Annotated in this window: 18 protein-coding genes and 1 pseudogene; 9 read left to right on the top strand and 10 right to left on the bottom strand. The window is 37.7% G+C overall.

Going from position 1 to position 20,523, the window contains the following annotated elements; all coding sequences use genetic code 11:
- The first annotated feature begins 72 nt into the window (after positions 1-72).
- The 9 genes and pseudogenes from flgJ to P3J6_RS16260 all read left to right on the top strand — a co-directional run bounded on the left by flgJ (position 73) and on the right by P3J6_RS16260 (position 11,696).
- Positions 73-1,068: a flagellar assembly peptidoglycan hydrolase FlgJ gene (gene flgJ, locus P3J6_RS16295; RefSeq protein WP_138605273.1), complete on the top strand. Its 996-nt coding sequence runs from the start codon at positions 73-75 to the stop codon at positions 1,066-1,068.
- Position 1,069: 1 nt separating this feature from the next.
- Positions 1,070-3,076 (top strand): flagellar hook-associated protein FlgK, encoded by a 2,007-nt coding sequence (gene flgK / locus P3J6_RS16290; protein ID WP_198523548.1) that lies wholly within the window; start codon positions 1,070-1,072, stop codon positions 3,074-3,076.
- 2 nt (positions 3,077-3,078) lie between these two features.
- Positions 3,079-4,338: a flagellar hook-associated protein FlgL gene (gene flgL / locus P3J6_RS16285; RefSeq protein WP_138605275.1), complete on the top strand. Its 1,260-nt coding sequence runs from the start codon at positions 3,079-3,081 to the stop codon at positions 4,336-4,338.
- A 274-nt stretch (positions 4,339-4,612) separates the two neighbouring features.
- Positions 4,613-5,023 (top strand): annotated as a pseudogene (locus P3J6_RS18975) (flagellin N-terminal helical domain-containing protein); the annotation flags it as partial.
- Positions 5,024-5,440: 417 nt separating this feature from the next.
- Positions 5,441-6,061 carry a flagellin gene (locus P3J6_RS18970; RefSeq protein ID WP_409564077.1) on the top strand — a complete coding sequence of 207 codons (621 nt, stop codon included), beginning with the start codon at positions 5,441-5,443 and terminating at the stop codon, positions 6,059-6,061.
- A 217-nt stretch (positions 6,062-6,278) separates the two neighbouring features.
- Positions 6,279-7,727, top strand: a complete 1,449-nt coding sequence (locus P3J6_RS16275) for a flagellin (protein WP_138605277.1) — start codon at positions 6,279-6,281, stop codon at positions 7,725-7,727.
- Positions 7,728-7,827: 100 nt separating this feature from the next.
- Positions 7,828-8,214: a flagellar protein FlaG gene (locus P3J6_RS16270; protein ID WP_138570524.1), complete on the top strand. Its 387-nt coding sequence runs from the start codon at positions 7,828-7,830 to the stop codon at positions 8,212-8,214.
- Between the two features lie 29 nt (positions 8,215-8,243).
- Complete coding sequence (gene fliD / locus P3J6_RS16265; RefSeq protein ID WP_198523547.1) at positions 8,244-9,668, top strand: flagellar filament capping protein FliD; 1,425 nt, start codon at positions 8,244-8,246, stop codon at positions 9,666-9,668.
- 12 nt (positions 9,669-9,680) lie between these two features.
- Positions 9,681-11,696, top strand: coding sequence for a motility associated factor glycosyltransferase family protein (locus P3J6_RS16260; RefSeq protein WP_138605280.1), 2,016 nt, complete (start codon positions 9,681-9,683; stop codon positions 11,694-11,696).
- 33 nt (positions 11,697-11,729) lie between these two features.
- Here the strand turns inward: P3J6_RS16260 and P3J6_RS16255 are convergent, their stop codons facing one another.
- From P3J6_RS16255 to pseC, 10 genes are all read right to left on the bottom strand, one after another.
- Positions 11,730-12,275, bottom strand: a complete 546-nt coding sequence (locus P3J6_RS16255) for a GNAT family N-acetyltransferase (RefSeq protein ID WP_232735517.1) — start codon at positions 12,273-12,275, stop codon at positions 11,730-11,732.
- Positions 12,259-13,323, bottom strand: a complete 1,065-nt coding sequence (gene pseI, locus P3J6_RS16250; protein WP_138605281.1) for a pseudaminic acid synthase — start codon at positions 13,321-13,323, stop codon at positions 12,259-12,261. The genes P3J6_RS16255 and pseI overlap by 17 nt, the downstream gene beginning before the upstream one ends.
- Before the next feature lie 2 nt (positions 13,324-13,325).
- Positions 13,326-14,003, bottom strand: coding sequence for a methionyl-tRNA formyltransferase (locus tag P3J6_RS16245; protein WP_138605282.1), 678 nt, complete (start codon positions 14,001-14,003; stop codon positions 13,326-13,328).
- Positions 14,004-14,076: 73 nt separating this feature from the next.
- The gene (gene pseG / locus P3J6_RS16240; RefSeq protein ID WP_178956423.1) at positions 14,077-15,192 is read right to left on the bottom strand and encodes a UDP-2,4-diacetamido-2,4,6-trideoxy-beta-L-altropyranose hydrolase; all 1,116 of its coding nucleotides are present in this window, start codon (positions 15,190-15,192) and stop codon (positions 14,077-14,079) included.
- Positions 15,179-15,655, bottom strand: coding sequence for a GNAT family N-acetyltransferase (locus tag P3J6_RS16235; RefSeq protein WP_138605284.1), 477 nt, complete (start codon positions 15,653-15,655; stop codon positions 15,179-15,181). Before P3J6_RS16235 ends, pseG begins: the two co-directional genes overlap by 14 nt.
- A 59-nt stretch (positions 15,656-15,714) precedes the next feature.
- Positions 15,715-16,386, bottom strand: coding sequence for a PIG-L deacetylase family protein (locus P3J6_RS16230; RefSeq protein ID WP_138570517.1), 672 nt, complete (start codon positions 16,384-16,386; stop codon positions 15,715-15,717).
- Positions 16,387-16,443: 57 nt separating this feature from the next.
- Positions 16,444-17,730 carry an aminotransferase class III-fold pyridoxal phosphate-dependent enzyme gene (locus tag P3J6_RS16225; RefSeq protein WP_178956422.1) on the bottom strand — a complete coding sequence of 429 codons (1,287 nt, stop codon included), beginning with the start codon at positions 17,728-17,730 and terminating at the stop codon, positions 16,444-16,446.
- Positions 17,723-18,487, bottom strand: coding sequence for a cytidylyltransferase domain-containing protein (locus P3J6_RS16220; RefSeq protein ID WP_198523546.1), 765 nt, complete (start codon positions 18,485-18,487; stop codon positions 17,723-17,725). Before P3J6_RS16220 ends, P3J6_RS16225 begins: the two co-directional genes overlap by 8 nt.
- A 21-nt stretch (positions 18,488-18,508) precedes the next feature.
- A complete protein-coding gene (locus tag P3J6_RS16215; protein ID WP_138605287.1) occupies positions 18,509-19,369 on the bottom strand; it encodes an aldo/keto reductase in 861 nt (286 codons plus the stop codon).
- Positions 19,366-20,517, bottom strand: coding sequence for a UDP-4-amino-4,6-dideoxy-N-acetyl-beta-L-altrosamine transaminase (gene pseC / locus P3J6_RS16210; protein ID WP_198523545.1), 1,152 nt, complete (start codon positions 20,515-20,517; stop codon positions 19,366-19,368). Before pseC ends, P3J6_RS16215 begins: the two co-directional genes overlap by 4 nt.
- Positions 20,518-20,523 lie beyond the last annotated feature (6 nt).

Below are 20,523 nucleotides of genomic sequence, written 5' to 3'. Positions count from 1 at the left end.
TCACCGCTACTCTTCTTTTGGCTCAATTATTGCATTCCACTAGATATTATTAATTATTGTGTCAAAAAGCTGATGGAAACAAATCATCTAGATAAGCAAAACTTTTTTGATTTAGGCAACTTAGACTCTCTACGTCGAGATGCTTTAAACAGCGGTGACGCATCAACCGATGCATCTAAAGCGGCGTTAAAAAAAGCGGCGGCACAATTTGAAGCTATATTCACCCAAATGCTGCTTAAAAGTATGCGTAAAGCCAATGAGGCTTTTGAAGATAAAGAAAGCCCGTTTAATGCTAGTGGCGTTAAGTTTTTTGAAGAAATGCACGACCAACAAATGGCTACAGAGCTTTCATCAAATGGCTCTTTGGGTCTTGCTGATTTAATTGTGCAGCAACTATCGCCAGATGGAAAAAACTTTATGCCAGGCTCTGTTCTTCGCACCACGTCAGATTTCTTTAGTGACCAACGTGCGGGTAGTACTTTACCTCATCAAGAAAACCAAAAGGGCACTGAAAAAGTGTCACTCGTTGATTCAACTGAAAAAAGCGAACAAAACACAGCGTCTAGCACATTTGAAAATGCTGAGGAATTTGTAAGTACAGTGTGGGAACACGCAAAAACAGCGGCTAAAAAAATTGGTTTAAATCCGGCGGTTATGGTCGCACAAGCTGCATTAGAAACTGGCTGGGGTAAACATATTATTAGTAAAGGTGATGGTAATAGCTCAAACAATTTATTCAATATTAAGTCAGATAAAAGTTGGCAGGGTGAAAAGGCCAGTAAGGTCACTTTAGAGTTTGAGCAAGGTGCTGCAGTTAAAAAGCAAGCAAGCTTTAGAGCGTATGACTCGATAAAAGATAGCGTGAATGATTTTGTGGATTTTTTAACACAGAACCCGCGCTATCAAGATGCATTAAACAATACGGCAAAGCCGCATAAATTTTTAGACTCTTTACAGCAAGCTGGTTATGCAACCGACCCTAATTATGCAGACAAAATAAAAAGAGTGCTGAACAGTAACGAATTGAAGAATATCGCCACAAGCGTGATCCGCCAGGGAGTAGAGTAACATGTCGTTTAATTTATTAAACATTGCTAATTCAGGAATAAGAGCAAACTCTGAGTTATTGCAAACGACAAGTAAAAACATCGCAAATGTTAATACCGAAGGGTATGTACGTGAGCGCACCGAGTTTACCACCATGATTGATAATCAGGTAGGCCGTGGCCAAACGTACCGGTTATTGAATGAGTTTGCGCAAAAGCAATTAAATCGAGATACTTCAAATAAAAGTTTTTTTGATCAATTTGTTAGTGAAGCGAGTCGGGTTGATCAAATTTTTTCAGAAAAATCAAACAGCTTATCAACTAGTATCAACTCAATGTTTAATAACGTGCAAGAAGCCCTTAATCAACCGTCATCAACAGTTGCTCGTTCATTGGTGATGAGTGATGCACAAAACCTGATTGACCAAATGGATCGGCTTGCAGGCATCGTTTCAGAGCAAAAAGCGGTGGTTAATGAGCAATTAGAGATTTTTTCAGAAGAGGCAAATACGTTAATCGAAAGTATTAGTTCGTTGAACCAAGAAATTGCAGGTGTTCATGGTACCAAGAACGAAGCCGATGCGAGCTCAGCCTACAATGAGCGTGATAAAGCAATTCGCGATTTATCTGAACTGATTGATATAGAGACTCTGGACGGCCCCAACGGTGAAAAACAAGTGTTTATGGGCACAGGTGAAGCCGTTGTTATGCAAAATGGGTCATTTAACTTGTTTTCTATTAGTGGCGATCCTGATGCTAACTTTAAAGAGCTACGTTTAGATGTAAATGGCGGTAAGGCTGTGCCACTCGATATAGACCCTACTAAACTCAAAGGTAAAATTGGCGGTTTATTAGCATTTAGAGACGATATTTTGGTGCCGGCACAAAATCAAATTGGCCAGATGGGTATTGCGCTTGCTGATTCGTTTAATCAGCAAAATCGTTTAGGTATGGATGCAAACGGTGAACTCGGAGGGGATATTTTTGATATCCCAACAGTCAGTGCTTTTGTTTATCAAGAAAACACTGGAACAGCTAATATGTCAGCAACCGTTGAGGCTGGTAAAGGCAGTGAACTGCCAGCCAGTGATTTTGTGATCACCTATACGGGTAACCCTAACGAAGTAAGTATTCAGCCAATTGATAATAAAGGTGAACCTTTAGGTACAGCCTCTTTAGCAATTATCCCACCCAGTGGCATTATTGATTCAGCCGCTATTACCAGTGGGGAGTCGTTTGGCTTAGAGCTTAGTGTAACCGGAGCCGGTAATGCTGGTGACCAATTTCAGGTAAAACTTAACAGTGGTGCGGCTGGCAATATATCGCTGACAACAGGTCGAGGTGAGGACATTGCATTGGCCTCCCCAATTAGAACAGCAGACGGCCTTGATAATACAGGAACAGGCAGTATTTCACCGGGTAATGTTACCGATGTAACCACGGGTAGCTTTAGTAATCCTTTGGGTTTAGCAAATGGCCCTATTAGCATTGTTAAAACAGCCAATGCTAACGAATATCAACTTACTGATGGTAATGGCACAACTACGTTTACAGTTACACCGCCTGCTAACAATATACTCGCTCAAGCCGGGGCACCATACGATGGTTATGGTTTTGACTTTAATATTGAAGGCGTACCAGCAATGGGCGATACCTTTAATTTAGAATTTAATGAAGGCGGTTTTGATGATAACCGCAACGGCCAAAAACTTGCTGACTTACAGAATACCGATTTAGTACGTCAAAATGTAGTAGCAAGCGCATCAGCTGATAATCATAAAACATTGAATCAGGCCTATGCTGGATTAGTCACCGATGTTGGTGTGGTAACCAGTCAAGCAAAAACCAATGGTGCTGCATTTGATGCTTTAGCACAACAATCAGAAGCCTGGTACGAATCGTTGTCGGGCGTAAACTTAGATGAAGAGGCGGCTAATTTGCTGCGCTTCCAGCAATCCTATGCTGCTTCTGCACAAGTATTAACTGCAGCGAGAGCTATTTTTGACACCTTATTGAGTGCGGCGAGGTAATTATGCGTTTATCAAATAATTTAATGTATCAAAATAACATTAATAAAATACTTGAGAATCAACAAAATGTAGCTGGTGCGCAGGAGCGCGTTAATACAGGTCAAAAATATTTGAGTACCTCTGAAAACCCTGCTGCTATTTCACAAGGTATGTTGTACACCAATAAAATAGAAACTAATGAGCAGCTGACGAAGAATATTAATCAGCTAAAAGGGCGTTTAGAAACCGAAGAAAGTTTATTGCAAGGTATGAACGACACTATTTTAGAAGCGCAAATGTTAACTATACGAGCGGGCAACGGTTCGTTAGATAAAGGTGATTTGGCTTCAGTTGCCAGTGAATTAAAAGAACTGCAAAAATCACTGCTTAACTTAATGAATAGTCAATCTGAAGGAGGGAAATACCTTTTCTCAGGCTATCAAGACGATATTCAAACTTATACATTTAATAGCACCAATGGCAAATACGAATATCAAGGCGATCAAGGCCAACACGAAGTGACGATCGCAAAAGGCGTTGAGATCAAATCAAGCGATAATGGCTTCAATGTATTTGAACGAGTTGACGCGCGACTCGATGTAGTTTCAAACGATGGAACGCCAACAGGCGGCATTACCGCTGGAACTGTTTATGTTGAAAACCAAGGCGAGTTTGACCGTTTTCATAAAGATAATTATAACTCAGACCCAGATCCGCTTATTTCTCCAACGATCAATACCTATAATGTTAATGTGATCCCTGGGGCGACCCCTTCAGCGCCAGATCAATATGAAATATTACGTGATGGTAATCCTCTTGTACCACCCGTTACGGGTGAAGTAACCGATGAACCGATTGAATTTGCAGGTATGGAAATTCAACTTGAGGGGGCAGCACCAGGACAGCTTGATTTTACTCTTGAAAAACCAGGCAAAGAAAATGTACTTAATACGCTAGAAGATTTGATCATTAGCCTAAATGACGAACAACTTGATGAAACGCAAATTAACCAAGCATTATCTGATGGTTTAATTCAGCTTAAAAATGCTAGTGAGCAAATTGTGTTTACTCAGGCTGGTTTAGGTGGGCGTATGAATGTAGTTGAGCGTGTTACCGACTCAAACAGTGCTCTAGATATTAATAATCAAGAAAACAGATCTAGCCTAATTGAGATTGATGCCGCTGAAGCCATCAGCGATCTCACTAAACATGAGTCTGGTTTACAGGCTTCACAAGCGACTTTTGGTCGCTTGGCTAAACTTTCATTATTTGATTATTTATAAATACCATCCAAGGCAGGTTATTACTATACGAGAAAAGTAGGTAATAACTTGCCTTAACGAAGCGGCAAAAAACTGTCACCCCCTTTTTTCTCCTGTCAAAAAAATGCTAACTTCTGATTTTAAGTATCAATAAACGCTATTTATTTATTAAAAAACAGTTGCTTAACTATTTTTTATTAGTTGGCACAACTAATGCATTCAACTGGTTATAGAAAGTGTGGTTTTTGCTTAAATATTTTGAACCACATTCTGATTGAAACTAGGAGATGGTAAAATGGCTTTAAGCGTAAATACAAATGTTGCATCACTTAATGGGCAACGCAATCTATCTAAATCTAGCATGGCACTTGAAACTTCAATGCAGAGACTATCATCTGGTTTGCGTATTAATAGCGCAAAAGACGATGCTGCAGGTTTACAAATTGCCAACCGACTAACGTCTCAGGTTAATGGCCTAACGGTTGCTCAGCGTAATGCCAATGATGGTATTTCTATGGCGCAAACTGCTGAAGGTGCGATGCAAGAGTCAGCAAACATTTTACAACGTATGCGTGACTTATCACTGCAATCAGCCAATGGGTCAAACAGTGCAGTTGACCGTGCATCACTGCAAAAAGAAGTAGCAGCCCTGCAACAAGAGCTTACTCGAATTGCAGACACTACCAAATTTGGTGGAACCAGCTTACTTGACGGTACATTTGGTACAAAACAATTCCAAGTAGGTGCAAATGCGAATGAAACCATTAATGTAAGCTTACGTAATGTAGCAGCAGACTCAATTGGTGCGCATGAAATTAAAGGACCTGGCAACGCCGCAGATGCAAATACTAAGCTTGGCGATGTACAAACTGTTAACTTAGCAACAAATCATGGTACAAGTGCGGACACGGTTAATATTAACGGTACAGATATTGTTATTGCTGGTGGTTCTGGTGCGGCTGTTATTGCAGATACTATCAACAAGTCAGGTGCCGGTGTGGTTGCAGAGGCTAAAATTGATACCACTTTTGCTGGGATCACATCGGACAGTAAAGGTGTGATTGAAATTAAGAAAAATGGCTTAGTTGAGAAGTCATTTGACTTAGGCAATTATGGTGGTGAGATGGAGCGATTAACAAATGACATGCAACAAGCAGGTTATGATGCCATTTACGACCCTGCAACTGAAGAGATTGCTTTTAAAGCCACAGATGTTGATGGTATTGATATCACAGGCACTGATCAAAGTGGCTTTACTATAGGTGGAACTGCAGTAACCAGCACAGCGAACTCATTTAGTGTGTCCGCAGAGCTAAATTTATCATCAGCGAATAAAATAGGTATTTCAGGGACCACTGCGAATGAATTATTTGGTACAGGGGCAGCTGCAATACAATCATCAGGCGGTACTAGTTCATTAACAAGTATTGAGAGTGTTGATATTTCAGGCGCGACTTCAGATGGTGCGCAAGACGCGATTAAAGCAATTGATGCAGCATTAGCGCAAATTGATGCTCAACGAGCTGACTTAGGTGCGGTGCAAAACCGCTTTGGTTTTACTATTGCCAACCTTGCTAACGTATCTGAAAACGTATCGGCTTCGCGTAGCCGTATTCAAGACACTGATTATGCGCTTGAAACTGCAACGTTGACTAAAAATCAAATCATGCAACAGGCAGGTACTACTATCTTGTCGCAAGCAAACCAGTTACCACAGGCTGCATTAAGCTTGTTAGGTGGTTAATAATAATTAAAATTAAAAAAGCCAAGTATTTATACTTGGCTTTTTTGTTTATATTTCAATCAACTAAAAGTTTTTACTGTTTTTTTTAAAAAAAAGCTAAAGGTAATTTTATAACAGCCGTTAACTTAATTAGAACGGAGCTTGAACAGGTTTTTATTGTGATGGCTCTTGGTTAAAATCAATTAGTTACATTACGAAAGTAATCAGGAGTTATAACATGGCTTTATCAGTAAATACTAACGTTGCATCAATAAATGCACAAAGAAACTTATCAAAATCTAGCGATGCGTTAGGCACATCAATGCAACGTCTTTCATCTGGTATGAAAATTAACAGCGCGAAAGATGATGCGGCTGGTCTACAAATTGCTAACCGTCTATCTTCACAAATTAATGGTTTAGGTGTTGCTCAGCGAAACGCTAATGACGGTATCTCAATGTCGCAAACCGCTGAGGGTGCGATGACAGAGTCATCAAATATTCTACAACGTATGCGTGACTTAGCACTACAATCAGCGAATGGTTCAAATGATGCTGATGCACGTGCGGCCCTTCAAAAAGAGGTAGGCGCATTACAACAAGAATTAACGCGTATTGCAGAAACTACTAAATTCGGTGGCACTAGCTTATTAGATGGTTCATTTGGTACTAAGCAGTTCCAAGTGGGTTCAAACGCTAATGAAACAATCAACGTAAGCCTTCGTGACGTATCTGCTGATGCTATCGGTGCGAATGAAATCAAAGGTGCGGCAACATCGACAGTTTCTGCGCTTGGGGATGTTCAAACGGTTAACCTAGCCGGTAATATTGTAACTTCAGCAGATACATTAAGTATCAATGGCACAGATGTATCTGTTGGTGCTAACCAAGGTGCGGCAACAATTGCTGATACAATAAATTCATCTGGTTCTGGTGTAAATGCCGAAGCTAAACTTGAAACTACAATTGGTGCTATCAAAGCTGGAAGTTCATCAGTAATTGAGATTAAAAAGGGTGCCACTGCAGTTGATTCATATGACCTAGGTGACTTTGGTGGTGATATGGCGCGTCTTGCTAATGAGATGCAAGCTGATGGTTATGATGCTGTTTTTGATGAAGCTAAAGATGAAATTACGTTTAAAGCGACAAATATCGATGGTATTGATGTTACTGGCGCTGGCGATACAAGTGCTTTCACTATCGGTGGTCAAGCTGTTGCTAGCACCGCAGGTTCGCTCAGCGTTTCAGCAGAGCTTAACTTAAGCTCTGCAGATAAAATTGGTATATCTGGTACGAGCGCAAATGAACTGTTTGGTAAAGGTGCTGCAGGTGCTGATATTGCATCTACAGGTGGTACAAGTGAGTTAACTTCAGTTGAGTCTGTGGATATCTCAGGTGCGACTTCAGCTGGTGCGCAAGATGCGATTAAAGCAATCGATGCTGCTCTTGCTCAGATTGATGCACAGCGTGCAGATTTAGGTGCGGTACAAAACCGCTTTGGCTTTACCATAGCAAACCTTTCAAATGTATCAGAAAACGTATCGGCTTCTAAAAGCCGTATACAAGATACCGATTACGCTGCAGAAACAGCTAAACTGACTAAAAACCAGATTATGCAACAGGCTGGTACAACAATTTTAGCTCAGTCTAACCAGTTACCGCAGGCAGCACTTAGCTTATTAGGTTAATTTAACAATAAGCTCTATACTTTAACTACTAAGGAAGGGGTAACCCTTCCTTTCTTGTATAGGTATAAAGCTTTATATCGCTTTATAGTAGGAGCGAATTATGGAAACGCAAAGTTTAAATCTAAACATCAACTCAGCTCAAAAAGGTGAGGTTACCTCAAGTTATCAAGCCCCATCTCAAGTTAAGCAAAATGTTGATGAACAGAAGAATACAACCACCCCTACTGCTGCAAGTAGAAACGAAGTCTCTGAAACTGAGTTATCACCTGAAAAACTAGAAAAGGTGGTACAGCAATTGCAGGACTTTATGGGTGAAATGAACCGCAGTCTTCAATTTAAAGTAGACGAAGACTCTGGCCGTAATGTAATCAAGGTTATCGATAAAGAGAGTGGTGACTTAGTTAAGCAATATCCGTCAGAAGAAGTATTAGGTATAGTGGCCAAATTAGCAGAAGCCACGGGCGTATTGGTTGATTTTAAAGTTTAGTATTTCAGTAATTTAAGAGGGCAACAATTATGGCTATTTCATTTACAGGTATAGGTTCTGGACTTCAAGTAAACGAAATTGTAAGTGCTTTAGTCAATGCTGAGAAGTCCCCTTATCAAGCTCGAGTAACAAAACAGCAAGCTAATTTCACGACTGATATATCTGCTGTTGGAACACTAAAAGCGTCTTTAGAGGAGCTGAATGGCTCATTGGAGTCACTATCCTCTGTTGAGGAGTTTCAAAAGAGAACAATTAGTGGCAGTGATGATTTTGTTACTTTAAGTTCTGAAAAAGATGCACAAACCAATAATTACTCAATTAAAGTTAATAGTTTGGCCGAAAACCATAAGCTAACATCAGATGCTATAGCTGGCGATGAAGCTGTGGGTGAGGGTAAGCTAACGATCAGCTCTGGTTCTAACAGTTTTGATATTGCTGTGTCAGATACAGCAAAGCTTGCCGATATTCGTGATGCGATTAATGATTCAGTTGATAATGACTCGGTAAACGCCACCATTATCACTGATGACACCGGTCAGCGATTGGTATTGTCGAGTAAAGAAACCGGCGCGGAAAATGCTATAAAAATAGTAGTCGATGATGCTGGTGACGGTGGCAATACGGATCTTTTAGGTTTATCTCGTTTGGCGTATGATAGTGATACGACTTCAACAACGTATGCCGAAAATTTAAATGAGGTAACTGCAGCAACCGATGCTTCTATCACTATAGATGGTACGCTTGTGGCTTCAAGCAGTACTAATGAGTTTAAAGATGTTATTGAAGGCGTCACCATTAATGCAAAAAAAATGCATGGCACTGACGATGATTTAAGTAAAGCTGTTATAACTGAAAATAACAAAAATATTACAACAGGTTTGAACTCATTTGTAGACAAATTTAATGCCTTTATTGATTTATCGAAACAGCTGGGACGCTCAAGTGCTGAAGAGGGCGTAGGGGCGCTTGCCGGAGACTCTTTATTAAGAGGGTCTGTTAATCAGGTGCGCTCATTGTTAACTTCAGAATTTAGTACGGGAAATGGTAACACTGATTTTTTAGCTAATTTTGGTATTAGAACGGAGCGCTCTGGTAAATTAAGTATTGATTCTGACGCATTAAAAGCTGCTATAGAAAAGGATCCTCAAGCCTTACAAACCTTTTTTGTAGGTGAAAAAGATAAAGGCGGTTTTGTTGCACAGCTTGATACTGTTATTAAGGGTTATACGGCTTCTGATGGTATTATTAGTTCACGTATAGAAGGTCGTGAATCACAGCTTTCTAAACTAGAAACTGATGTAGAAAAATTTAATATTCGTATGGCCAAATATGAAGAACGATTATATAGCCAATACAATGCAATGGATTTATTAGTGGCCAATTTAAATTCAACAGGCAGCTATTTACAACAACAATTAGCTAACCTACCAGGGGTGGTTAAGAAATCAAGTTAAGCGGAGTGAACTTTGGACGCTAATCAGCAAGAATTAACAAAAATGATGTTGCAAGCAACCCTGCTTGCAAATTTAGCTCTACTTCAAGAGCAAATGCCGGCTATTTATGAAACATTTAAAGATTACACGCCAAGCGATACTGGTGTTGCAATCGATGAAATGGGCAATGCTAACTTGTTTAACAATAATGAGTTCGTTTATCAAGATGAGCCTAGAGAATTCGCTAAACAGCAAGTTATTCAGTTTCTAGAAAACCCGCTTTACTTCAAATATCAAATAAATCACCAAGATGACACAAATATTGTTTTTGAACATGCTGCGCTATTAAAATCAATTTACAACGTACGTACCGCTGAAACAGATAATAAAATAAATAACCCTGCTGAAGAAAAGCGCCTCGACTTTGTTTGTTTTTTAGGTGGGGGGTTAGGCTATCAGATAGAAGAGTTACTCAAGAAAAAAGATGTACTTAATGTGTTTTTATTTGAGCCGAGTAAAGATACCTTCTATGCACTTTTACATTGTATCGAATTAAAGCCGCTTTTTGATAAATGCACTGCCAATGGTGGGCAATTTTCAATACGTGTTTCTGGTGGTGAAGATGGAGTGATTAACGAAATTTCTAAGTTTTTGTTTAATCAGGGTCATTTTAACCTCAGTCAAATTCTTTTCTTAAAGCATTATAATAGCCCACTGATTGAGAAAACAATTGAGCGTATTAAAAGTATCGGACATCGTTGGTCTGCAGGCTGGGGTTTTTTTGAAGATGAAATAATAGGTGTATCTCATACTCTGGCTAATTTAAATGAAAAGTTTCCAGTATTGAAAAAGCCTGAGTTAGTAAATAACACTCTGCAAGAAGATTCTGTATTTATTGTTGCCAATGGCCCATCTCTTGATGATGCAATTGAATTTTTAAAAGCCAATCAAGATGACATAATTATTATTTCTTGTGGTACAGCATTAAGAGCCTTACTTAGTAATAATATTAAACCTGATATTCACATAGAAATGGAGCGAGGCGCAGGGCTGCTAGAATGGGTGGAGTCAATAGATCGCGTCTCTGGACTAAAGATAAAATTAAATGAGATAAATATTGTTGCACTTAATACGGTATACGATAGTATTTTAAAGCGCTTTAAAAGTGCGCATTTGTTATCAAAATTAAATGATGCAGGCGGTCGTCTTATTCGTGCTTTGGATACAAAAAAGCAATTTACCTACCCTGACTACAGTAACCCAACAGTATCGAATACAGCACTTGCTACAGCTATTGAGTTGGGGTTTAAGAAAGTATATTTAGTTGGTACTGACCTAGGCTTTGTATCTAAAGAGCATCATCACTCAAAACATAGTATCTATTTTGATAATGACTTTAAGCATAAAAAAGTGGTTGAGCAAGGTATTGAGGGAGCATTTGTTGTTAAAGGTAATTTTACCGAAGAGGTCTTTACGATTCCTATATTTGACTCATCAAAGGGTAACTTAGAGTTATTACTCCAAAAAAACCTCAATGTTAAAGTATTTAATACGGCCAATGGTGCATTTATAAAGTATTCTGAGCCTAAACGTATTGAAGATATTACTGATATGAAGCCAATTAGTAATAAGCAAGATAAAATAACAGAGCTACTTAATAGGGCTACTTCTTTAGAGCAATTATCTGCTGGAAACGTTAACTTTAAAATGGAAGCCATAAAAGCTAGAACAAAAGATGTTCTTGAGCAGCTGTTATCAATTACTTCTCAACATTTTGAAACACGTGAGCAGCTTGCTGATGCGTTTAATTTACAAAATAAAATATTACTTACATTACGTAATAGCACCGCAGACGATAATGTAGTTTATTGGCTGATTCAGGGAACTTTTAGATATTTTCAAGCTTACATTATGACAAGTAGCTATTATTACAATGATTTAGAAATGCGTACAGGATTTATAAATGCATGTATTGATGCGTTTCATGAGCATGTAAAAGGTATTTATTTAGAGTTTATTGAAAACTATAATAAACCGGCCAAAGCTTAGCTTTGGCCTTTTTTGGTAAATAACTTACTTATATTAGGGTTTAATATTAAACAAAGAGAGTTGGATTAGATCACTTGGTTTTCCATTCAATATATAATGATTTTTAAGTACACACTCTTTGCTATAGCCAGCCTTTTTAAAGGCTTTAAAACTTCCAATATTGTCGGTGTAAACCCAGGCGACTAGTTTTCTAATCAATAACGTTTCGAAAGCATATTGGTTAATTAGCTTGATAGCTTGATTTGCATAGCCTTTCCCCCAACTTTCTTTTTCGCCAATAAACAGACTCACTTGAGCAATATTATGAATCCTATTTATATTTCCAACTTTAATATTCCCAATGTGTTTATTATTGTTGGTTCTAATCGTAAATAATTGTTCAAGCGGGTTATTTAAATTAGCTGAAATATAATCCTTAACTGAGTTAAGATCCTGTTTACTAAAACGAGTTTCTAAGTACTGATTTACTAGAGGATCATTAAGCCAAGCAACATAATTTTCATTTACATCGTCTAAAGATATACTTTGCAAAAAAATATCTTTCACCTCATTACTTGTTACTTTAACTAGATTTTTCATCAATTAGCTCCCATTTAGCAGCTGTTCCTCTTGTTATATTTACAGAAGTTTTCTTACCAATCAGCGTATCGTAATACTTACAGGGGAGACCGTAGCCTGGACGTATTCTTTTTATGTGTTTTTTTGTTATAACTGTACCTGCTGGTACGTCTTCAATAAAATAAATAGAGCGTCTAAATTTTAGGTTTTCGCTTTCGGCTGATTTTACTTCATACCCTGGATTACCTATCGATTTGTACACTTCTTTGCTTTGACTAACAATTGATTTAAGCTGCTCAGGCTCAATTGAAAATTCTGAATCAGGCCCTTTTTTAGATCTATCTAAAATAAAATGCTTTTCAATAAAGCATGCTCCTAAAGCCACTGATGCAATTGCTGCCGTTGTGCCTAAGGTATGATCAGATAAGCCTGTAATAACGTTAAAGCGTGTTGCAATATCCGAGATTGTAGCTAAATTAGCTTGCTCGAATGGCGCAGGGTAAGCACTTATGCAATGCAATACAATTAGTTCATCACAACCATTATCTCTTGCTGTGCTAATCGCTTCCTCTATCTCTGAGATATTAGCCATACCAGTAGACATAATGATAGGTTTACCTGTTTCAGCAACTCGCTTGATGAGAGGTAGATCGGTTAATTCGAAAGAGGCCACTTTATAAGCTGGGGTGTTTAATGCTTCTAGCAGCTCAACGGCTGTTTCATCAAACGGTGTTGAAAATAAAGTGATACCGACTTCTTTGGCCTTTTCAAACAGTGCATTGTGCCACTCAAAAGGAGTATGGGCCCACTCATATAATTTATATAAATTATAACCATCCCATAATCCGCCTTTAATCTGAAACTCGTCCTTATTACAGTCGATAGTCATTGTATCGGGCGTATATGATTGAATTTTTATTGCATCGGCTCCACATTTAGCGGCTTCTTCAATTGTTTTTAGGGCTTCTTTAAGATCGCCGTTATGGTTAGCTGAAAGCTCAGCAACAATGTAAGGTTCATAGTCTAAACCTATTCTTCGACCATCTATTTCTACAAATTTATTTTTCATGATTACTCAAGTAAAGTTAATTTTATATTGGCAGTTAAAGCGTCGTTGCTTTTTTTGGCATTTGTAAACTCAAGCTTATACTTTCCATGTTTTATGTATGCTTTTGGATAACTATCGGCATCTAACATGCGAATATGATCAAAGATATCATCCAGCTCTAAGTTCGTATCAATAACACTTTGGCTTGGATTGCGTCTTGAAAATGCTGTTACAGGGCCTTCTTGAGGTGTTACTTCAGGATTATCGTTAACAATAAACTCAATCATATCAAAAGTTAAAGCTGAACAGCGTAAAAATATTTGTTGCGCTGTGCCCTCCAAAGATAGAGCCCTTTTTAGATAAATAGGGCCTGTATCTATACTTTCTTCCATTTTTAGGGCACTTAACTTTGTGGTGGTATGGCCAAGAGAAATTAAATTCTGCATTGGGCTTCCGCCCCGTCCATAAGGCAAATCAGTCATATGAAAGCAAACGCAATTAAAGTTGTTAATTATTTCTTCGGGAACAATCCAGCTCCAATGAGGAAAAAATATATATTTAGGGTTTAGATGTTTTAAGTGATTATAAGTGAGCTCTTTTTTGTCAGTAATTAAATGCCAATTTCCATTATAAGCTGGCGTGCGTTTTTTATATTGGGCAATATTCCAGTCTTTAATTGTAGCTACAATGTAATTGTTCATATTCAATCGCTTATCGGTTTTAGAGACGCTATCTCATAGTCAAATTAATAGTTATTCAGCTTCAGGTAAATTGCTACTCTATGACTTTTAGCACTTCGTTGGTGACTCTTACAGTGCCTTTGCCATCACAAATATTAATACAATTTTTATGAACATCATTACTTAATTTTAACCTATTTTGCCAAAATTCAATTTCTTTAATTAACTTGTCTTCAATCTCTGCAATTGAAATAAAGCGGATCACTTCAGCTAATTGAAGCGCGTTAGCGATCTCTCGCTGATTGTCTGCTTGTACAATAACAACAGCAGGAAGGCCTAAAGCGCATCTTTCCCATGATGTTGTTCCAGCTGCACCAATCGCTATTGTTGCCGTTGACATAATTTCCGCAATATTACTCGGCGATATATGTAAAAAGACTTTTTTATGACATTGTGCAAAGTTAAACACTGATTTCACGTTTTTTGCTGTTTTATTTAGGATTACATTAATTCTTTCAAAGTATTTTAATTTGATTACTCGCGCTAATACTTGAAGAGTCAAATTGTCAGGATCTGTTCCTCCAAACATTATGAGTAAGGTGCGCTCTTTTTTTACAATTGATGCTTTTTGAAAATCTAAAAACTCAGGCCTTAATAAAGCAAAGCTTGAGCCAAGTAGGAGTTTTGTATGGTTATTTATCAGATGCGAGTATTTAACTGTTGGGCATTGGTAGGTTTGATCTAATAACAAGTCACAATTGTGTATTCGGTTCGCTAGATCGTCAATAACCATAATTTTTTTGGTTATGCTTTTTACTTTATTATGCCAATGGTTATCAATAGCATAATGATCTATTACGATTAAATCGTAATTTTTCCCCGCTGTTAATTTTAGAAACTCTTCACAGTCATCATCTATGCTAGTACCCAGCCATGAGCTGTAGTTTTTTAAGTCGATGGTATTTTTTGGAGGAGCCATTCTAACAAGCTCAAACCCAGATTGGATTATATTTTCATTACTATTACCGGCGGCATCGCGACAGAAAAAAGTGATATTAACATTGGCAGCCTTTCTAATTGCTGTCGCTAGTGTGAGGCAGCGCATCACATGGCCTGAACCAATATTTAAAGAAGCATCAACTCTAAAAGCGATGTTGAGTAATCGAGTCGGAGTTTCGGTATTACTTTTATTTATATTAATGCTCACCATCTAGAGCCTCTTTACGGATGTAAATGAAACATTTTTTATTTTCTATTGTTGTTTCTTTTTCACGTTTAAAGTTACAGGCTTCGAATAATTTAATAGATGCTATATTTTCAATTAAAATAATCGCAATAAATGTACTATTTTTATTTTTTTCTATTAGTTTTAGCGCTTGTTTTAACATTTTTCGACCGTAACCATAGCCTCTACTGCAAGGAGATAAATGCGTGTCTATTTCATATGTATTAAGATCTGTTTGATTAAATCTGACTTGTCCGATTGGTTTGTCGTCAATAGATGCAATATAAATTTTACTATTAAGAGACGCTAGTTGCTTATTAAACCAATTTAAGTGATTTTGTAAGGTAATTGGGGCGTCTTTTAATGCGCAGCTGCGAATAACAGGATCATTAGCCCACTGGTATAAAGTAGTACAATCACTTTGCTCGGCTTCCCTTAATGTTATCATTTTATTTTCTATCCTAAATTAGGTATTAAAACCGCAACTTTATAACAAGCGTAATAGGCCTAATCTATAAAGCGTTCAATATAAAATGCTTCAGCAAGTGGAGTGCCTATACACATGCCTCTAAATTTAGCGAGTGCTTGAATATTCTCAAGACTTCGAGTGTGTGGTGCTTCTCTCATTTCATCTTTATAAGCTGTAAGAGCTTTTATTTTTTTACTAAATACATGCTCGATATTGACAAAATAGTTCGGTTTGAATGCCTCGTAACGATGACTTGCCCATTCAGTGCTTGATAGTGTTTCGAAGCAAAATATTTGCTTTACTGATTGCATGGGTTGCGGCCTGCAAGCTGTTAAAACAGCTTCATAAGTTTTTCGATGATCAACATTTAAATCGCTATGATAATGGGTATACACGCGTGCAATTATATTTTTAGATAAAAATAGTTCGATGGCTTGCGCTATTTTTAAAAGTGGTATGGTATCGAATTCATTATCAGGAAAATCTAATGATGTTAGATTATTAGGTGAAACGCCTAAATGTTGGGCGGCATTTAAAAAGGCTGCTTGCCGGGTTTGAATCTCTGCTTCAGTATATTCTAGGCGCGAACTAACCCCATTAGAAAGTGTTAAAATATATACTTCATCACACTTTTCAATATGGTTCGCGATTGTGGCACCACAGCCGAGTGTCTCATCATCAGGATGGGCGACAATTACTGCTACTTTCATACTTACTATCCTCGATAAATTTAACTAAGAGAAGAGTTGTCTTACATTAGTTGTCATTTATCTAACTTTAAAAACTGGCTCTAAAAGATGTCCTTTAAAAACATCATATAAATTTTGTGTTTCTATTGTATTTTTTAAAATAAAAATAACTTCATCGTATGCATTAAGTAATTTTTCTATATCATCATGTGTATGGGCATAGCTAAGGTTATGACTACCACCAATTAAAATACCTCTAGAGCACATCTCTTGAATAAATAAAGATTTTAGCTCTAATGAGGAGTATTTTTGAGTGTCTTTAATAATAATAAAAGACCATGACGGATGACCTGCAGTGCTCAGCCAATCTTTTACTTTGTGTTTTTCTATTAATTTATTAAGCTCACAAATTAATTTTTCACCTAAAGTGTGAATATGTGTCAGTACTCTTTCTTGCTGCATTTTTTTTAATGTTGTTTTTGTAGCAATTAAAGACATGGTTTCGCCCGCAAAGGTACCGGAGAAGAAAATATCTTCCATCAATGACATTATTTTTTGTTTACCTACGACAGCTGAGATAGGGAATCCGTTTGCCATGCCTTTGCCAAAGGTTGCTAGGTCGGGTGTAATATTAAATAAGCCTTGAGCACCATGTAGATCGAACCGAAAACCGGTAATTGTTTCGTCAAAAATTAGTACAGAGCCATGTTTTTTACAAAGTGCTTGTACTCCTTGAAGAAATCCCGTTTCTGGAAAGGAGACATTCATTGGCTCCATAATTACAGCTGCAAGCTGTTCAGGGTATTCAGTAAAGAGCCTTTCTAATGAGCTAAGATCATTGTATGTAAACGCATGGGTAAGCGCTCTAACACATTCAGGGACACCTAAATTTCTGGTTGTTGAGCCAATATACCAATCTTGCCAACCATGATAACCACAGACAGCAACATGCTCTCTTTTTGTATAAGCTCTTGCTAGTCGAATAGCAGCAGATGTTGCATCACTGCCATTTTTACCAAAACGCACCATTTCAGCGCAAGGTATTAGCTTTGTGAGTTCTTCGGCGACTTCCATTTCTAATCTATGAGGAAGGGAGAAAGTGATCCCTGAGCTAAGCTGGTCTATAACAGCTTGATTTACATCAGCATCACAGTAGCCTAAAGAAACAGAAAGTAAGCCATTCACAAAGTCAATATACTCATTATTATCTGCATCCCACACTTTAGAACCTAAACCTCGTTCAATAAATAAAGGTGCTGCATTCTGTGGGAACGCAATTCTACTCTTACTAAAAGTTTGGGAACCTAGAGGAATGGTTTTTTCAGCTCTATGTAGCCACTCCGCTGAATTAGTGTAATTATTCATAGCCTTCTTCTTTATCTTTTTTTAATGATTTAACCATTCCCTCATTTCGAGCAATTTGGGGGTTTAATAAGTTCAGCTCTGGTTTATGTGATAACAATTCCAGTATATCTTGATAATTAAAATTAGGCTTTTTTACATATAAATTTTCATATATTGATGAAATCAACTCAAAGTCTTTGGGTTCGTCAACAGTCCATCTATAGGCAGACAGGTCTTGCTCACTTTGGATATTCTGTAACCTATACTTATCAGGGTGACTTGTTATATAAGGTGTTACGTGTTCTAACTCAGAAGGCTTTTCTGCATATTTATAAGCGTTATGTAAGGCATTCTTACTGATAACTTCAATATCGAGACCATCAGGGTATGTGGCTACTAAGCAGTTTGAAGTATAATCATTGTTGTTTTTTAAATGACTATTAATGACATAGTCCATGAGCTCAGGGTCAATCACTGGGCAGTCAGCTGTTATTCTAACGATAGCATCACAAGGGTAATTGAGTTCAGCATGAAAGTACCGGCTGAGAACATTGCTTAAACTTCCTCTAAAGCATAATAAATTATTCTCATTGCATAACTGTTCAATAATGTCGTCACTTTCATCAGTACTTGTGACAATAACTAGGTTGTCTACCAACTTGGCTCGTTGTACACGCTTAGCTTGTTGAATAAACATAGGTAAACCTTGGAGATTCTTTAAAACTTTATTAGGTAAGCGTGTTGATCCTGTCCTAGCTTGCATGAAAGCATTTATCATATTTTTAATCCTAGCGCTTAATTAACCAAGCCATTGCGATGGATTGATTAATGCTAAATTACTTGAAGCTAAAGAGGCTAAAACGTCATCCGAGGGGAGTGTAAGCTTTTTTGCGACGCAGTAGCTGTCTATTAATTGTGTTAACTGTTCTTGTGAGCAACACCCTATAATTGCATTTTCGATATGAGGGGCTTTTTGCGCAATAATTGCTAATGCGAAAGTTAGCCGATTGCAGCCTAATTCATTAATAACACAATTATACTGAGAAAACTCATTATTAAACTGTGAAAAATAAGCGTTATTTTGAATCATTGGCTCTAATAAAAGCCCTTGTAAAAATATCGAGCGAGCGTGAAGCTTTATATTTTTTTCTATTAGCTTATCGATGATTTCAGGTTGTATAAAACGTTGATCTAACCAATTTACAGGAGCTTGAACCAGATCTAAATTAAACCTTTCACTAAGTAATTCAAGCTCTTTAGGGTTATAAACAGAAACACCTATTCGCTTAACTATGCCTTTGGCTTTTAACTGCTCTAGCTGCGAAAAATAGTCTTCCCCTGAACTGCTTAAAAGCAACTCACAATTATGAAATAACACTGCATCAATTGACTCACAGTTCAGATTTTTTAAGCTTTTTTCTACCTGCGCGTGAATATTTTCACCTGATACTTTAGTAACAATAGATAAAGCTTGGCTTAAACCCGATTGACCAATATTACTCTCGCTACTACCATAAGCCGATGCCGTATCAACAACTGTTATACCAGCGTCTAGTGCGAGGCTGAGTATTCGTTTAACCTCATCAGTTTTAACCTGTCCGACAGTATTACTAATGCCATAATCTAAACCAAATTGGGCGGTTCCTAAAGCGATTTTCATAGTTGTTCGGCTAGTGTTTCTATTATGAAATTTTGTTCTGAATTAGTTAATTCAGGATGCAAAGGTATAGTGAGAGCGCAACTGTAATATTTTATTGCATTTGGAAAGTCATTTGCCTTAAAGCCAAGCTCTTTATAATAAGGTTGTATATGAATTGGAATATAATGCAAATGACTCGTTATGCCTCGCTCTCTTAAACTACAGATAAGAGACTCATGTTTTACAACTGCGTCAACAGACAAGGTTAAAATATATAAATGGTAACTAGAGTAGCTTTGTTGTGATTGAGTTAAATGATTAATAGGCAAGTCTTTTAATTTGCTAGAATAGACTTTAGCCAGCTGGTTGCGCTTTGTAACAAATTCATCGAGCTTTGAAAGCTGGCTAAGGCCTAATGCCGCTTGCAACTCAGTCATTCTATAATTAAAGCCGAGTTCAATTTGCTGATAGTACCAAGGGCCATGACTTGGTTCGGTCATTTCACTCGGGTTGGCTGTAATTCCATGGCTACGTAAACGCTCCATTCTTTTAGCAAGTTGTTTATTGTTTGTTACCGCCATGCCTCCTTCAGCTGAGGTGATTATCTTGACTGGATGAAAGCTAAATACGCAAATATCTGAAAACTCACAACTGCCCACTGGGCTGCCTAAATATTTTGCACCAATAGCATGTGAAGCATCTTCAATAACCTTAAAGCCATATTCAACTGCAAGTTGATATATAGCCTGCATATCACATGATTGACCTGCCAGGTGAACTGGGATGACGACCTTGGGTAAACGATTATTTTCTTTAGCAATAATAAGTTTTTTTTCTAACTCATTAGTGCACATATTCCCTGTTGCTACATCAATATCCACAAAATCTATTTGAGCACCACAGTAAAGTGCACAGTTTGCAGAAGCAACGAACGAAATAGGGGAGGTCCATACAATATCGTCTTTCCCTACATTTAACGCTAAACATGCAATGTGCAATGCCGATGTGGCACTGTTTGTTGCACATGCATAGGTGCTGCCACAATATTTCGCAATGGCTTGCTCAAAAGCGGGGACTTTAGGGCCTTGCGTTAACCAGTCGGATTTTAAGACATCAACTACTGCGTCAATGTCTTGTTGAGAAATAGCTTGTTTGCCGTAAGGGATCATGGAGTA

This window comes from Pseudoalteromonas sp. 3J6 (genome assembly GCF_903995135.1).
Taxonomy (GTDB): Bacteria; Pseudomonadota; Gammaproteobacteria; order Enterobacterales; family Alteromonadaceae; genus Pseudoalteromonas.
Note: the sequence above shows the minus strand (reverse complement) of the source record. Positions and strands in the feature narration are given on the sequence as shown.

Excerpts from the sequence above, each read along its gene's own strand:
- flgJ (WP_138605273.1), top strand. The coding sequence starts at position 73 with ATGGAAACAAATCATCTAGATAAGCAAAACTTTTTTGATTTAGGCAAC.
- flgK (WP_198523548.1), top strand. The coding sequence starts at position 1,070 with ATGTCGTTTAATTTATTAAACATTGCTAATTCAGGAATAAGAGCAAAC.
- flgL (WP_138605275.1), top strand. The coding sequence starts at position 3,079 with ATGCGTTTATCAAATAATTTAATGTATCAAAATAACATTAATAAAATA.
- P3J6_RS18970 (WP_409564077.1), top strand. The coding sequence starts at position 5,441 with ATGGAGCGATTAACAAATGACATGCAACAAGCAGGTTATGATGCCATT.
- P3J6_RS16275 (WP_138605277.1), top strand. The coding sequence starts at position 6,279 with ATGGCTTTATCAGTAAATACTAACGTTGCATCAATAAATGCACAAAGA.
- P3J6_RS16270 (WP_138570524.1), top strand. The coding sequence starts at position 7,828 with ATGGAAACGCAAAGTTTAAATCTAAACATCAACTCAGCTCAAAAAGGT.
- fliD (WP_198523547.1), top strand. The coding sequence starts at position 8,244 with ATGGCTATTTCATTTACAGGTATAGGTTCTGGACTTCAAGTAAACGAA.
- P3J6_RS16255 (WP_232735517.1), bottom strand. The coding sequence starts at position 12,275 with ATGAAAAATCTAGTTAAAGTAACAAGTAATGAGGTGAAAGATATTTTT.
- pseI (WP_138605281.1), bottom strand. The coding sequence starts at position 13,323 with ATGAAAAATAAATTTGTAGAAATAGATGGTCGAAGAATAGGTTTAGAC.
- P3J6_RS16245 (WP_138605282.1), bottom strand. The coding sequence starts at position 14,003 with ATGAACAATTACATTGTAGCTACAATTAAAGACTGGAATATTGCCCAA.
- pseG (WP_178956423.1), bottom strand. The coding sequence starts at position 15,192 with ATGGTGAGCATTAATATAAATAAAAGTAATACCGAAACTCCGACTCGA.
- P3J6_RS16235 (WP_138605284.1), bottom strand. The coding sequence starts at position 15,655 with ATGATAACATTAAGGGAAGCCGAGCAAAGTGATTGTACTACTTTATAC.
- P3J6_RS16230 (WP_138570517.1), bottom strand. The coding sequence starts at position 16,386 with ATGAAAGTAGCAGTAATTGTCGCCCATCCTGATGATGAGACACTCGGC.
- P3J6_RS16225 (WP_178956422.1), bottom strand. The coding sequence starts at position 17,730 with ATGAATAATTACACTAATTCAGCGGAGTGGCTACATAGAGCTGAAAAA.
- P3J6_RS16220 (WP_198523546.1), bottom strand. The coding sequence starts at position 18,487 with ATGATAAATGCTTTCATGCAAGCTAGGACAGGATCAACACGCTTACCT.
- P3J6_RS16215 (WP_138605287.1), bottom strand. The coding sequence starts at position 19,369 with ATGAAAATCGCTTTAGGAACCGCCCAATTTGGTTTAGATTATGGCATT.
- pseC (WP_198523545.1), bottom strand. The coding sequence starts at position 20,517 with ATGATCCCTTACGGCAAACAAGCTATTTCTCAACAAGACATTGACGCA.